The sequence below is a fragment of the Ramlibacter sp. PS3R-8 genome (genome assembly GCF_037572435.1).
Classification (GTDB): Bacteria; Pseudomonadota; Gammaproteobacteria; order Burkholderiales; family Burkholderiaceae_C; genus Ramlibacter.
The window spans coordinates 347,485-360,042 of sequence record NZ_JBBHGT010000003.1; the positions used below are offsets into that span (position 1 = coordinate 347,485).

Consider the following 12,558-nt stretch of genomic DNA (forward strand, 5'->3'; position numbering starts at 1 on the left):
CCCGCCTCGCCGGCTGCTAGCTGATCGCACCGGCTTCCTTGCGGATGTCCTGGTGCGTGTCGAGGGCGCAGCCGATGGCCAGCTCCAGCCCGCGCACCAGTTCGTCCAGCCGCATCGAAGGCTGGCCCTGCTCCGGCAGCCATGGCACGTGGATCAAGCCGCCGCGCACGTCCTGCCAGCGCGGCTTCGCCAGCAGGTGCATCAGCCCGTAGAAAGTCTGGTTGCACACGAAGGTGCCCGCGGTCTGCGACACCTCCGCCCGCACCCCGGCGTCCAGCAGGGCCTGCAGCATGGCCTTGATCGGCAACTTGGTGAAGTACGCCGCGGGCCCATCGGGCACGATGGGCAGGTCGATGGGCTTGGCGCCGATGTTGTCGGGAATGCGCGCATCGTTGACGTTGATCGCCACGCGTTCCAGCGAAATGGCGCCGCGGCCGCCGGCCTGGCCGGTGAGGATGACCAGGCGCGGCTGGTGCTCCTCCAGCAGCGCTTCCAGGCGCAGCAGGGAAGCGCCGAAGACGGTGGGGATTTCGCCGCCGATGATGCGGTGGCCGTGGATCTCGCGGCCGTCCAGGGCGTGGACCGCGTCCCAGCTGGGATTGACGGCGCTTCCGCCGAACGGGTCGAAACCGGTCACGAGTACGGACAAAGGACTACGCACGGCCGTGCTTGGGCGGGCTACCATGGTTTTCACTCTACCGCAGGAGAAGGTCATGCGCTGGGAAGGCAATCGTGAATCATCGAACGTCGAGGACGCGCGCTCCGGCGGCGGCGGCGGGGGTGGCTTCGGCATCGGCGGCGGCGCCATCGGGATCGGCACCATCGTGGTGGCGCTCATCGGCGGCGCCGTGCTCGGCGTCAATCCGCTCACCATCCTGGGCATCCTCACGGGCGGCGGCGAGGGCGCGCCGCAGGTGCAGCAGCAACGCGGCCCGGCGCCCGCGCCGCCGGCCAATGACCAGGCCGCGCGCTTCGTGTCCACCGTGCTGGCCGACACCGAAGACGTGTGGACGCAGCTGTTCAAGCAGGGCGGGGCCACTTACAACCCGCCCAAGCTGGTGCTGTTCCGTGGCGCGGTGCGCACCGCATGCGGCGCGGGCCAGGCGGCGATGGGGCCGTTCTACTGCCCGGCCGACCGCAAGGTCTACATCGACCTGAGCTTCTACGAGACGATGAAGACCCGGATGGGCGCACCCGGCGATTTCGCCCAGGCTTACGTGATCGCCCACGAAGTGGCGCACCACGTCCAGAACGAACTGGGCATCAGCGAGCAGGCGGAGCAGTCCCGCGCGCGGATGTCGCCGGCCCAGGCCAATCAGGTCAGTGTGCGCATCGAGCTGCAGGCCGATTGCTATGCCGGCTTGTGGGCCCATCACGCCCAGAAAGCCCGCAGCGTCCTGGAACAGGGAGATGTGGAAGAAGCGATGAACGCCGCCCAGAAGATCGGCGACGACGCGCTGCAGGCCAGCGCGGGCCGGGCCGTGGTGCCGGAGAGCTTCACGCACGGCACCAGCGCGCAGCGGCAGCGATGGTTCGCCACCGGCCTGAAGACCGGCAGCGTGCAGGCCTGCGACACGTTCAAGGCGCGGAGCCTCTAAGGCGAACAGCCGAACAGCCGAACAGCCGAACAGCGGACGCAGAAGGCGCAGAAGTTACGCAGAAGGCGCAGAAAAAACCGGAAAGGGTTTTGGATGTCTTTTGCGTCTTCTGCGTACTTTTGCGCCTTCTGCGTCCGGTTGTCCGCTTCCGGCGCGCTTTTGCCCTCGATGCGATAATCCGAGGTTGATGTCCGAATCTGCCTTCTCCAAACTTTCCCTGGCCGAACCCCTGGCGCGCGCTGTTGCCGAGATGGGTTACGAGTCGATGACGCCCATCCAGGCGCAGGCCATCCCGGTGGTGCTCACCGGCAAGGACGTGATGGGCGCGGCCCAGACGGGCACCGGCAAGACAGCCGCGTTCTCGCTGCCGCTGCTGCAACGGCTGCTGAAGCACGAAAACGCGTCCACGTCTCCGGCGCGGCACCCGGTGCGCGCGCTGGTGCTGCTGCCTACGCGGGAACTGGCCGACCAGGTGGCCCAGCAGGTGAAGCTGTATGCCAAGTACACCAACCTGCGCAGCACGGTTGTGTTCGGCGGCATGGACATGAAGCCGCAGACGGCTGAACTCAAGCGCGGCGTGGAAGTGCTGGTCGCCACCCCCGGCCGGTTGCTGGACCACATCGAAGCCAAGAACGCGGTGCTGAACCAGGTGGAGTACGTGGTGCTCGACGAGGCCGACCGCATGCTGGACATCGGCTTCCTGCCCGACCTGCAGCGCATCCTGTCGTTCCTGCCCAAGCAGCGCACCACGCTGCTGTTCTCCGCGACGTTCTCGCCCGAGATCAAGCGCCTGGCCTCCAGCTACCTGCAGGACCCGGTGACCATCGAGGTCTCGCGGCCGAACACCGAAGCCTCCACCGTCGAACAGCATTTCTACAACGTGCCCGACGAAGAGAAGCGGCACGCCATCCGGCAGATCGTGCGCCAGCGCGGCATCACGCAGGCCTTCGTGTTCGTCAACAGCAAGCTGGGCTGCGCGCGGCTGGCGCGCTCGCTCGAACGCGAGGGGATGAAGACCACCGCGCTGCACGGCGACAAGAGCCAGGACGAGCGCCTGAAGGCGCTCGAGGCGTTCAAGAAAGGCGAAGTCGACCTGCTGGTAGCCACCGACGTCGCGGCGCGGGGCCTCGACATCAAGGACGTGCCGGCGGTGTTCAACTTCGACGTGCCGTTCAACGCCGAGGACTACATCCACCGCGTCGGCCGCACGGGACGCGCCGGCGCTTCCGGCCTGGCCGTGACGCTGGTGGCGCCGAGCGACCTGCGGCTGGTGGCCGACATCGAGAAGCTGCTCAAGCGCAAGATCGAGATCGAGCCGCTGGAGTTCGACGAGGATCGACCGCGCGGCCGCATCAACGACGGCCGCCGTGCCTGGCGCGGGCAGGGCGAGGAGGAAGAGCGGCGCGAGCGCATCGAGCCCGTTGCCCCCTCGCAGGATCGCCGCCGCGAGCCGCGTCCGCCGTCGGTCCAGAAGGACCCGTTTTTCGACCAGCCCTACGAGCCGCGGGCGGGCGAGCAGGCTCCTGCGTGGGAAGCCAGCGCCAGGCCGGCCAGCCGCGTGTCGGCCAACATCAAGACCAAGCGCAAGGTGGCGGCGCTGTTCAAGGGCGAGTAAAGCCGGGGGCGGACAGCCGGACGCAGAAACTGCGCAGAAGACGCAGAAAAAAAACCCAAGAAGGTTTTGGATGTCCTTCCGCGACTTCTGCGTAACTTTTGCGCCTTCTGCGTCTGGCTGTTGGTATTAATCTCCGGGTGCCTGGGCCTGCTCGCAAGGCACCTGGATCGCCTCATGAGCACCGCTGGCGCCCAGCCGCAGCGCCGTCAGGCAACCACCCCACACACACCCGGTGTCCAGCGACAGCAGGTCCGGCCGCTGCATCAATCCCAGTGTCGACCAGTGGCCGAAAGCGATCGGCACGCCCGCGGTCCGGCGGCCCGGCACGTCGAACCAGGGCAGCAAGCCTGCCGGCGCCTCGTGCAGGCCGCCGGATGCACGCAAATCCATCACCCCGTCCGGCGTGCAGAAACGCAGGCGCGTCAGCGCATTGACGATCACCCGCAGCCGGTCCGCACCCGCGAGTTCGTCGTCCCAACGGTCCGGCTGGTTGCCGTACATCCGCGCGAGGAAGCCGGACAGCGAAGGCCCGCGCAGCACCGCCTCCACCTCCCCCGCGAGCTGCAGCGCCTGTTGCAGCGTCCACTGCGGCAGCACGCCGCCATGCACCATGAGGATCCCCTGCGCGTGCAGCGCCATCGAACGGTGCCGCAGCCAGTCCAGCATCGCCTGCCGGTCGGGCGCGGCGAGGATGTCGTCCATGGTGTCGTTGCGGTGCTGCGCCCGCTGGCCATGGGCAACCGCCAGCAGGCTCAGGTCGTGGTTGCCCAGCAGGCAGTGCGCGCTGTCGCCGCAGGCCGAGAGCCGCCGCAGCACCGCGGCCGAGGCCGGCCCGCGGTTGACCAGGTCGCCCAGCACGTACAGCGTGTCGCGGCTCGGGGAGAAAGCGATCCTCTCCAGCAGGCGCCCCAGCGGCGCGTCGCAGCCCTGGATGTCGCCGATCAGGTAATGCGCCAAGGAGTTGTCGAGCCGGTGAAGTAAAGTGGGATTCCTCGATTCTGTCCTGATTCATGGATTTCCTGCTGATCGCGTTCCTGACGCTGCTCAATGGCCTGTTCGCGATGTCCGAAATGGCGCTCGCGTCCAGCCGGCGGGCGCGGCTCGCGGCCCTCGCCGAGGCCGGGGACGGCGGGGCGGAAGCGGCGCTCAGGCTGATGGACGAGCCGACCAACTTCCTGTCCACCGTCCAGGTCGGCATCACGTCCATCGGTGTCATCAACGGCATCATCGGCGAGGCGGCGTTCAGCGCCGCGCTGGCGCAGGTGCTGGTGGAATACCGCGTTCCGCCACGCTTCGCCGGCGGAGTCGCCACGGCGATCGTCGTGGCCATCATCACCTACATCACCATCATCTTCGGCGAGCTGGTGCCCAAGCGCATCGGCCAGCTCTATCCGGAGCAGGTGTCGCGCTTCACGGCGCGGCCGATGCGCTGGCTGTCGCGCGCCGCCGGTCCGTTCGTGCGGCTGCTTTCGGCTTCCACCCTGGCCATCCTGAAGCTGCTGTCCATCGACACGACGACGCCGCGCGGCATGACCGAAGAAGAGATCGCGCACAGCCTGGAAGAGGGCGTCGATGCCGGCGTGATCGAGCAGCACGAGCACCAGATGGTGCGCAACGTGTTCCACCTGGACGACCGCGCGCTGTCTTCGATGATGGTGCCGCGCACCGACATCCAGTGGATCGATGCCGGCACCAGCGTGCGCGAGGCGCTCAAGCGGGCTGGCGCGTCCGAGGCGCATTCCTGGTACCCGGTGTGCCGCAGCTCGCTCGACGACGTCGTCGGCCTGATCAGCGTGTCGCGCCTGATCTCGCTGGGGCCCGACCACGAAGGGCCGATCGCGCCGCATGCCGTTCCCGCCGTGTTCGTGCCCGAGACGCTGTCCGGCATGGAGCTGCTCGAGCAGTTCCGCATCCAGTCCGCGCGGCTGGTGTTCGTGGTGGACGAATACGGCGTGGTGCAGGGTCTGATCACGCCGCACGACCTGCTGGAGGCGATCACCGGGGAGCTGCAGCCGGGCGGCGAAGAGGAAGCCTGGGCCACGCAGCGGCCGGACGGTTCGTGGCTGCTCGATGGAATGATGCCGGTCTCGGAGCTCAAGGCCCGCCTGGAGATCCGCGAGCTGCCCGAGGAGGACAAGGGCCGCTACAACACCCTGGCGGGGCTGATGATGTCGGTGTCGGGGCGGCTGCCCGACGTGGGCGAACGCATCGACGTCGGCGATTGGGTGTTCGAGGTGGTGGACCTCGACGGCCGGCGCATCGACAAGGTGCTGGCGCAAGCCGTGCCGCAGCCGGCCGCGGTGGCGGCGCACGGCTGACCGCCGACCTGGAAGAGGGCGCGATGTCGGACCTGGTGTACTACGAGAAGCCGGTGATGCTGGACCGCGAGAAGCACCGCCGCCGCCGCATCCGCCCCGGCGCCAGCTTTGCCTTTGCGCGCAAGTCCAACTCGCTGTATCTCGCGGGCGCCGAATTCGCCGAGGCCTGCAAGGAATACGCGATCGTCTTCACGCGCGGCGCCAGCGGCCGGGTGATCCCGGTGGTGATGCTCGGCTTGCGCGCGCGCGAGAACCTCTGCGTGGACGACGCGGGCGGCTGGCGCGGCCGCTACATTCCGGCGTTCGTGCGGCGCTACCCCTTCGTGCTGGCGGAGCTGCCGGGGCAGGCCTCGCTTGCCGTCTGCATCGACGAGTCGTATCCCGGCGTGAACGACGTCGACGGCGAACCGCTGTTCGATGCCGGCGGCCAGGACACGCCCTTCCTGCGCAATGCGCTCGACTTCCTGGCGGCCTGCCAGCGCGAATCGCTGCGCACGGAAGCGTTCTGCCAGCGGCTCGACCAGGCCGGCTTGCTGACCGAGATGAACGCGCGAGCCGACCTGGTGGACGGCCGGACCTTCAGCGTGCACGGCCTGCTGGTTGTCGACGAGAAGAGGCTGATGGCCTTGCCGGACGCCACGGTGCAGGCGATGTTCCGCAGTGGCGAGCTGCACCTGGTGTCCATGCACCTGCTGTCGCTGTCCAACATGCAGCAGCTGGTGGACCGGCTGGCGCAGCGCAAGGTGCCCGCGGCCCCGGGGCCGGGGAGCTGAGGGGCGCATCACCGCGCATCACCGCGCATCACCGGGGTGCGGCTGCGCGCTTACCCCGGCCTACCCCCGGCCTACCCCCGGCCTACCCCCGGCCTACCCCCGGCCTACCCCCGCGTACCCCCGCCTACGCCGGACTGTGGCTGGGCGAGAAACCTGAAGGGTCGATCACTTCGACCGCGCCTTCGGCCGTCAGCTTGCGCAGCAGCGCATCGAGCTCGCGGGGCGTCATGGTGCAGTGCGACAGCAGCCACTTCCGGCTGACGGGCCGGCTGCTCATGACCGACAGCATGCGGTAGACCTCGGCAGTCCGGCCGGCGGCGGGCAGGCTCGGCCACGCCTTCATGCGGAAGATGAGATGCGATCCCAGGGCGGATGCGACGAACGAGCCGTCGCCGCGTTGCACGAAGGCCCTTCTCAGCAATTCAAGCATCCATGTAAGCATGCACATAGTCTCGCCGCGGATGAGCAGCCTTCGCTAGGGAAAGCGGCGCGGCGCAACTAAGACGTTTGCTTAGGAAGTGAGGACACGCTCAGGCAGGCGGCACACGGTAACCGACCCCGCGGACCGTTTCGATCACGTCGTCGCCCAGCTTGCGCCGCAGGTGATGAACATGCACCTCCACGGCGCCGCCGTCGCCCACGCGGTTGCCGGAGCGGGCCTGGATGTCCGCGCGGCTCAGCGGCCGGGGCCGGTCTTCCAGCAACGCCAGCAGGACGGCGAATTCCTGTTCCGTGAGTTCGATCGTCGCACCGGCGCGCTGCACCAGGCGGCTGTTCGGATCCATCACGAGGTCACGCCAGGAGATCTGGCCGGCCGACAGGGTGGTGCGTCGTCGCAGCAGGGCGCGGATCACGGCGGCGACTTCGTCCAGGTGCACCGGCTTGATCACGTAGCCGTCCGCGCCGAGGTCCAGCGCGGTCAGCCGCGAGCGCAGTTGCGACCGCGCGGAGATGACCAGCACCGGGATCTTGGGATCGGGGAGTTCACCAGCGGCGCAGCGGCGGACCTTCTGCAGCAGGTCGGTGCCTTCGCCATCGGGCAGGTTCAGGTCGAGCAACAGGACGTCGAAGGCCCGCGCGCGCAGGTGCGTCCAGGCCGCCGCCAGCGTGTCGCTCGCATCGCAATCCCACTGTTGTCGCCGCACCAGGCCCACCAGCATGGCCGACGTGGTGGGATCATCCTCGACGATCAGGATACGGGTCATGCGCGGTCGAACTGCTCCTTGCCGGGCATTGTGCATGACCCATCCGCGAAAGCGGGCCAGGCGGGGCGCATCGCGCCCGTGTCTGAAGACAAATGTGTGTCAGGCCGTCATGTCCGGCTTGAGCTCGGTGGTGGGGATGATGCCCTGGTCGCCATCCTCGTACACCAGGTGGGCGGCGTTGCCGACCAGGCGCCAGCAGGCCTGGAAGCGCTGGCCCTGGAACGTGGCGGACGCGGAGCGGTACTGCCTGGCCACGGCGGGTTCGAGGCGGGCGAGCACGAGCTCGCTCTTGCACGCCGAGTCGGACAGGCGCACGGAATCGTCGCCTTGCCGGGCCACCAGTTCCTGGGCGAACGCAGGCGCCACGGCAGAGGTGGCGAGGACTGCGCAGAGTACGAAGGCTTTCATCACGGTCTCCAGACGGGGATTGAGCGCTTCTGCAGGCGACCGGTCGGAGGTCTGGAGTTGTGCGCCAATGGAGAGATCGTGCGGCCCTAGCGCGGCGGGCGCTGTAGGAGAGGCGGCGCGCGCCTCGTCCGGCATTTCTACGTGTTTTCGACGGCGAGTGCGCCGCGGCGAATCTGGTCGCGTTCGAGCGACTCGAACAGGGCCTTGAAGTTGCCCTCGCCGAAGCCGTCGTCGCCCTCGCGCTGGATGAATTCGAAGAACACCGGCCCGAGCACGGTTTCGGAAAAGATCTGCAGCAGCAGGCGCTTGCGGCCGTCCTCGACGGTGCCGTCCAGCAGGATGCCGCGCGCCTGCAACTCCGGCACGGGCTGGCCGTGGCCGGGCAGCCGCTCTTCCAGCATCTCGTAGTACACGTCGTTGGGCGCCGTCATCAGCGGGATGCCGGCCATCTGCAGGTGGTCCACGGTCTGCCGGAGATCGTCGGTCAGGAGCGCGACGTGCTGGATGCCCTCGCCGCTGAACTTCATGAGGAATTCCTCGATCTGCCCGGAGCCGCGCGACGACTCCTCGTTCAGCGGGATGCGGATCTTGCCATCCGGAGCCGTCATGGCCTTCGAGGTGAGCCCGGTGTATTCGCCCTTGATGTCGAAGTAGCGCATCTCGCGGAAGTTGAACAGCCTCTCGTAGAAGGCCGCCCAGTGCGCCATGCGGCCCCGGTAGACGTTGTGCGTCAGGTGGTCCACCACCTTCAGCCCCACCCCGCGCGGGTGGCGGTCGACGCCGTCGAGGAATTCGAAGTCGATGTCGTAGATCGACTTGCCGTCCTCGAAGCGGTCGATGAGGTACAGCGCGGCGCCGCCGATGCCCTTGATGGCGGGCAGGCGCAGCTCCATCGGGCCGGTCGGAATCTCGATCGGCTGCGCGCCGAGTTCGAGCGCGCGCGCATAGGCCTTGTGAGCGTCCTTCACGCGGAAGGCGAGCCCGCAGGCCGACGGCCCGTGCTCGGCCGCGAAGTAGAAGGCGAGGCTCTTGGGCTCACGGTTCACGATGAAGTTGATGTCGCCCTGGCGGTAGAGCAGCACGTCCTTGGACCGATGGCGCGCCACCAGCGTGAACCCCATCTTCGGAAACAGCGTTTCCAGCTGGTTCGGGACGGGGGAGGCGAATTCGACGAATTCGAACCCCATGAGGCCCATGGGGTTCTCGAACAGATCAGTCATGCGGAAGTCGATGGAAAAAAGCGAGGCACAGGGAGCCCATTGTCAGTGCAGAAGGGGCTGGCCGCAACTGCGGGTAGCATGCGCAACGCATGAGGATCCTGCTGGTTGAAGACGACAAGGTGCTCGCCGACGCGCTCTCGCGCGTGCTGGTGCAGTCTGCCCATGCGGTGGACAGCGTCTCCACGGGCGAGGAGGCCGACCAGGCGCTGGCGGTGACCGGCTACGACCTGGCCATCCTCGACATCGGCTTGCCGGGCCTGTCCGGGCTGGACGTGTTGCAGCGCATCCGCGCCCGCAAGATGACCCTGCCGGTGCTGATGCTCACTGCCTTCGACACGCTCGAGGACCGCGTGCGCGGGCTCGACCTTGGCGCGGACGACTACCTCGCCAAGCCGTTCGACCTGCCCGAGCTGGAGGCCCGGGTGCGCGCACTGCTGCGCCGCGGCACCAACTCCACGCCGTACCTGGACCACGGCCTGCTGCGCTTCGACACGGTGGGCCGCCGCGTCTTTTACGATCGCAAGCCCCTGGACCTGTCCCCGCGCGAGCTGGCCGTGCTGGAGCTGCTGCTGATGCGCGAGGGCCGGGTGGTCAGCAAGGAGCAGATGGTCAACCACCTGTACGGCTGGGGTGACGAGGTCGGCGCCAACGCCATCGAAGTCTACGTGTACCGGTTGCGCAAGAAGCTGGAGCCGCTGGGCTGCGAGATCCGCACCGTGCGCGGCATGGGGTACCTGATGGAACGCGGCGATGAGCAAGGCTGAGCCCCGGCTGCAACGCAAGCTCCTCGCCTGGCTGCTCGGCCCCCTGCTGCTGCTGCTGGTGCTGGACACGATCGCCGCCTACTGGTCTTCGCACCGCTTCGTCAACCTTGCGTACGACCGCGCGCTGCACGAGATCGCGCGCGAGATCGTCATGCACGTGAAGCCCGGCGCGCCGCGGCCGCGGCTGGAGCTGTCGGACACGGCGGCCAACATCCTCCTGACCGATGCGCAGGATCGCCTGTTCTTCCGGGTCGACGACGCCGACGGCGCCATGCTGGGTGGTGACGCGCAACTGCCGCCACCGCCGGCGCGCACGCGCAGCCATGGCGAGCCGCGCTTCTACGAGGGCGCCCTGCGCGGGGAGCCGGTACGGCTGGTCGCCGCGCGCATGCCGATCAACGAGACGGCCGGTGCGCCGGTGGTGCACGTGCAGGTGGCCGAGACCCTGCACAAGCGCTCCCGGCTGGCGTGGGAGATGATGGCCAACGTCGTGTTGCCGCAGCTGCTGCTGATCTTCATGGCCACGGTGGTCGTCTGGTTCGGTGTCTCCCGCGGGCTGCAGCCGCTGCAGCGGCTGCGCCGTGCGGTGTCCGACCGCTCGCACCTGGACCTGAGCCCGATCGACACGCACGACGTGCCCGGCGAAGTGCGGCCGCTGGTCGATGAAGTGAACCAGCTGATGGCGCGCCTGGGCAAGACCTTCGACTTCCAGAACCGCTTCGTCGCCGATGCGGCGCACCAGTTGAAGACGCCGGTGAGCGGCCTGAAGGCGCAGATCGAGCTTGCGCTGCGCGAGCACGACCCGGAGCGCGTGCGCCACTCGCTCGCGCAGCTGTACATCAGCGCCGACCGGCTGTCCCGGCTGGTGCGCCAGCTGCTCTCGCTCGCCCGCAACGAACCGGGCGCGCTGGACACGGTCGAACTCCAGCCCCTGGACCTGAACGCCTTTGCGCTGGAGGTGAGCATGGAATGGGTGCCGCACGCCATCAAGCGCGGGATCGATCTCGGTTTCGAAGGGGTGGAGCAGCGGCTGATGATCGACGCGGACCGCGATCGCCTGCGCGAGTTGATCAACAACTTGATCGACAACGCCATCCGCTACAGCGAGTCCGGCGGCCGGGTCACCGTGCAGGCCGGCATCACGCCCGACGGGCACCGCAAACTGGCGATCAGCGACGACGGCCCCAGCATCCCGGTGGAGGAGCGCCAGCGCATCTTCGAGCGCTTCCACCGCTGGCTCGGAACCCGCGAGGACGGCAGCGGCCTCGGCCTGGCGATCGTCAGCGAGATCGCCACGCTGCACGGCGCGCGCATCACGCTGGAGGAGGACGTCGATGGGGTGGGGAACACCTTCAGCGTGTTCTTCCAGCCAGCGGCAGACGAGCAGCTGTCAGCTGGCTGAAAGCTGGAGTTCAACCAGACGACAGCTGGGCACCATGAAGGTGTCAGCGCAGCCGCCTAGCCTCGTGAAGGTCGGGACCGGACCGGTCCCACCACCCCATCACGAGGAGACACCATGGATTTTCTCTCCAGTCCGGAGTTCTGGCTTGCGCTTTCCCAGATCATCCTGATCAACATCGTCCTGTCGGGCGACAACGCGGTCGTCATCGCGCTCGCGTGCCGCTCGCTGCCCCCGCAGCAGCAGAAGAAGGCCATCCTGTTCGGCAGCGTCGGCGCCATCGTGCTCCGGGTGATCCTCACATTCTTCGCGGTGTTCCTGCTCTCGCAGCCTTACCTGAAACTGATCGGCGCGGCGCTGCTGCTCTGGATCGGCGTCGGCCTGCTCAAGGGCGATGACGGCGAGGAGGAAATGGAAGGCCACTCCAACCTGGCCGCGGCGATCAAGACCATCGTGGTCGCCGACCTGGTGATGAGCCTGGACAACGTGATCGGCGTCGCCGCAGCGGCCAAGGGCAACGTGCCGCTGCTGGTGTTCGGCCTGGTCATCAGCATTCCGCTGATCATCTTCGGCAGCACCCTCATCCTCAAGCTGATGAACCGCTTCCCGATCATCATCACCATCGGCGCCGGGCTGCTGGGCTGGGTCGCGGGCGAAATGACCTTGACCGACCCGGCGATCCACGACTTCGTCGAGAAGCACCACTACCTGCACAACATCCTGCCCGCACTCGGCGCCGTCACGGTCGTGGTCGTCGGCAAGTGGCTGGCCCGGCGCGCGAGCGAACCTGCCGCCGCCAACCAGCCTGCAGCCTGAGGACGACACCATGAGACAAGTCCTGGTACCCATCGATCCTTCCAACGAGGCGCGCACGCGCTCGGCCATCGCCGAAGTGGTCGGCCTGCACCGGCAGGAGCCCATCGGCGTGCGGCTGCTGAGGGTGCTGCCCCGGCTGACCAACCACGTGTCGATGTTCTTCGCCCCGAGCGAGCTGCACCAGCTGCAGGCCCAGTCGGGCGCCGAGGACCTGCAGTTCGCGCAGGGACTGCTCACCGCGGCGGGCGTCCCTTTCACCTGCACCGTGATGGTGGGGCGCAGCGCCGAGACCATCGCCAAGGCCGCGCGCGAATTCGGCTGCGACCGGATCGTGTTCGGCGAGGAGCCCACGGGGCTGGCCACCAAGGTGTTCGGCTCGCTGGCCGGCCAGGTGCGTCACCTGCTGGACCCGACCGAGGCCCAGGTCCTGGGCTCCTGAGGG

The 12,558-nt window shown here is 68.1% G+C and carries 14 protein-coding genes; 8 read left to right on the top strand and 6 right to left on the bottom strand.

Annotation, left to right across the window (positions count from 1 at the left end; translation table 11 throughout):
• Positions 1-16: 16 nt before the first annotated feature.
• Complete coding sequence (pcp, locus tag WG902_RS13060) at positions 17-685, bottom strand: pyroglutamyl-peptidase I (protein WP_340060523.1); 669 nt, start codon at positions 683-685, stop codon at positions 17-19.
• Positions 686-713: 28 nt separating this feature from the next.
• Between pcp and ypfJ the strand changes: the two genes are divergently transcribed.
• Positions 714-1,598 carry a KPN_02809 family neutral zinc metallopeptidase gene (ypfJ, locus tag WG902_RS13065; RefSeq protein WP_340060524.1) on the top strand — a complete coding sequence of 295 codons (885 nt, stop codon included), beginning with the start codon at positions 714-716 and terminating at the stop codon, positions 1,596-1,598.
• 187 nt (positions 1,599-1,785) lie between these two features.
• Positions 1,786-3,213, top strand: a complete 1,428-nt coding sequence (locus WG902_RS13070; RefSeq protein WP_340060525.1) for a DEAD/DEAH box helicase — start codon at positions 1,786-1,788, stop codon at positions 3,211-3,213.
• A gap of 126 nt (positions 3,214-3,339) precedes the next feature.
• Here the strand turns inward: WG902_RS13070 and WG902_RS13075 are convergent, their stop codons facing one another.
• Positions 3,340-4,170, bottom strand: a complete 831-nt coding sequence (locus WG902_RS13075; RefSeq protein ID WP_340060526.1) for a symmetrical bis(5'-nucleosyl)-tetraphosphatase — start codon at positions 4,168-4,170, stop codon at positions 3,340-3,342.
• 53 nt (positions 4,171-4,223) lie between these two features.
• Between WG902_RS13075 and WG902_RS13080 the strand changes: the two genes are divergently transcribed.
• Together WG902_RS13080 and WG902_RS13085 are read left to right on the top strand one after the other, a co-directional pair.
• Complete coding sequence (locus WG902_RS13080; protein ID WP_340060527.1) at positions 4,224-5,531, top strand: hemolysin family protein; 1,308 nt, start codon at positions 4,224-4,226, stop codon at positions 5,529-5,531.
• 23 nt (positions 5,532-5,554) lie between these two features.
• Positions 5,555-6,304 carry a SapC family protein gene (locus WG902_RS13085; protein WP_340060528.1) on the top strand — a complete coding sequence of 250 codons (750 nt, stop codon included), beginning with the start codon at positions 5,555-5,557 and terminating at the stop codon, positions 6,302-6,304.
• A 124-nt stretch (positions 6,305-6,428) separates the two neighbouring features.
• Here WG902_RS13085 and WG902_RS13090 read toward each other — a convergent pair whose 3' ends face one another.
• From WG902_RS13090 to hppD, 4 genes are all read right to left on the bottom strand, one after another.
• Positions 6,429-6,734, bottom strand: coding sequence for a hypothetical protein (locus WG902_RS13090; protein WP_340060529.1), 306 nt, complete (start codon positions 6,732-6,734; stop codon positions 6,429-6,431).
• A gap of 100 nt (positions 6,735-6,834) precedes the next feature.
• Positions 6,835-7,509, bottom strand: a complete 675-nt coding sequence (locus tag WG902_RS13095) for a response regulator transcription factor (protein ID WP_340060530.1) — start codon at positions 7,507-7,509, stop codon at positions 6,835-6,837.
• 99 nt (positions 7,510-7,608) lie between these two features.
• Positions 7,609-7,917 carry a hypothetical protein gene (locus WG902_RS13100; RefSeq protein WP_340060531.1) on the bottom strand — a complete coding sequence of 103 codons (309 nt, stop codon included), beginning with the start codon at positions 7,915-7,917 and terminating at the stop codon, positions 7,609-7,611.
• Positions 7,918-8,054: 137 nt separating this feature from the next.
• The gene (gene hppD, locus WG902_RS13105; RefSeq protein WP_340060532.1) at positions 8,055-9,137 is read right to left on the bottom strand and encodes a 4-hydroxyphenylpyruvate dioxygenase; all 1,083 of its coding nucleotides are present in this window, start codon (positions 9,135-9,137) and stop codon (positions 8,055-8,057) included.
• An 89-nt stretch (positions 9,138-9,226) separates the two neighbouring features.
• Here hppD and WG902_RS13110 point away from each other — a divergent pair, with 89 nt between their 5' ends.
• From WG902_RS13110 to WG902_RS13125, 4 genes are all read left to right on the top strand, one after another.
• Positions 9,227-9,901 carry a response regulator transcription factor gene (locus WG902_RS13110; RefSeq protein ID WP_340060533.1) on the top strand — a complete coding sequence of 225 codons (675 nt, stop codon included), beginning with the start codon at positions 9,227-9,229 and terminating at the stop codon, positions 9,899-9,901.
• A complete protein-coding gene (locus tag WG902_RS13115; RefSeq protein WP_340060534.1) occupies positions 9,888-11,303 on the top strand; it encodes a sensor histidine kinase N-terminal domain-containing protein in 1,416 nt (471 codons plus the stop codon). Before WG902_RS13110 ends, WG902_RS13115 begins: the two co-directional genes overlap by 14 nt.
• 114 nt (positions 11,304-11,417) lie before the next feature.
• Positions 11,418-12,116: a TerC family protein gene (locus tag WG902_RS13120; RefSeq protein WP_340060535.1), complete on the top strand. Its 699-nt coding sequence runs from the start codon at positions 11,418-11,420 to the stop codon at positions 12,114-12,116.
• A gap of 10 nt (positions 12,117-12,126) precedes the next feature.
• The gene (locus WG902_RS13125; protein ID WP_340060536.1) at positions 12,127-12,555 is read left to right on the top strand and encodes a universal stress protein; all 429 of its coding nucleotides are present in this window, start codon (positions 12,127-12,129) and stop codon (positions 12,553-12,555) included.
• Positions 12,556-12,558: the final 3 nt, after the last annotated feature.

Bases quoted from the DNA above. Each gene is read 5' to 3' on its own strand.
- WG902_RS13095 (WP_340060530.1), bottom strand. From the start codon at position 7,509: ATGACCCGTATCCTGATCGTCGAGGATGATCCCACCACGTCGGCCATG.
- ypfJ (WP_340060524.1), top strand. From the start codon at position 714: ATGCGCTGGGAAGGCAATCGTGAATCATCGAACGTCGAGGACGCGCGC.
- WG902_RS13085 (WP_340060528.1), top strand. From the start codon at position 5,555: ATGTCGGACCTGGTGTACTACGAGAAGCCGGTGATGCTGGACCGCGAG.
- pcp (WP_340060523.1), bottom strand. From the start codon at position 685: ATGGTAGCCCGCCCAAGCACGGCCGTGCGTAGTCCTTTGTCCGTACTC.
- WG902_RS13125 (WP_340060536.1), top strand. From the start codon at position 12,127: ATGAGACAAGTCCTGGTACCCATCGATCCTTCCAACGAGGCGCGCACG.
- WG902_RS13070 (WP_340060525.1), top strand. From the start codon at position 1,786: ATGTCCGAATCTGCCTTCTCCAAACTTTCCCTGGCCGAACCCCTGGCG.
- hppD (WP_340060532.1), bottom strand. From the start codon at position 9,137: ATGACTGATCTGTTCGAGAACCCCATGGGCCTCATGGGGTTCGAATTC.
- WG902_RS13115 (WP_340060534.1), top strand. From the start codon at position 9,888: ATGAGCAAGGCTGAGCCCCGGCTGCAACGCAAGCTCCTCGCCTGGCTG.
- WG902_RS13080 (WP_340060527.1), top strand. From the start codon at position 4,224: ATGGATTTCCTGCTGATCGCGTTCCTGACGCTGCTCAATGGCCTGTTC.
- WG902_RS13120 (WP_340060535.1), top strand. From the start codon at position 11,418: ATGGATTTTCTCTCCAGTCCGGAGTTCTGGCTTGCGCTTTCCCAGATC.
- WG902_RS13100 (WP_340060531.1), bottom strand. From the start codon at position 7,917: ATGAAAGCCTTCGTACTCTGCGCAGTCCTCGCCACCTCTGCCGTGGCG.
- WG902_RS13090 (WP_340060529.1), bottom strand. From the start codon at position 6,734: ATGCTTGAATTGCTGAGAAGGGCCTTCGTGCAACGCGGCGACGGCTCG.
- WG902_RS13110 (WP_340060533.1), top strand. From the start codon at position 9,227: ATGAGGATCCTGCTGGTTGAAGACGACAAGGTGCTCGCCGACGCGCTC.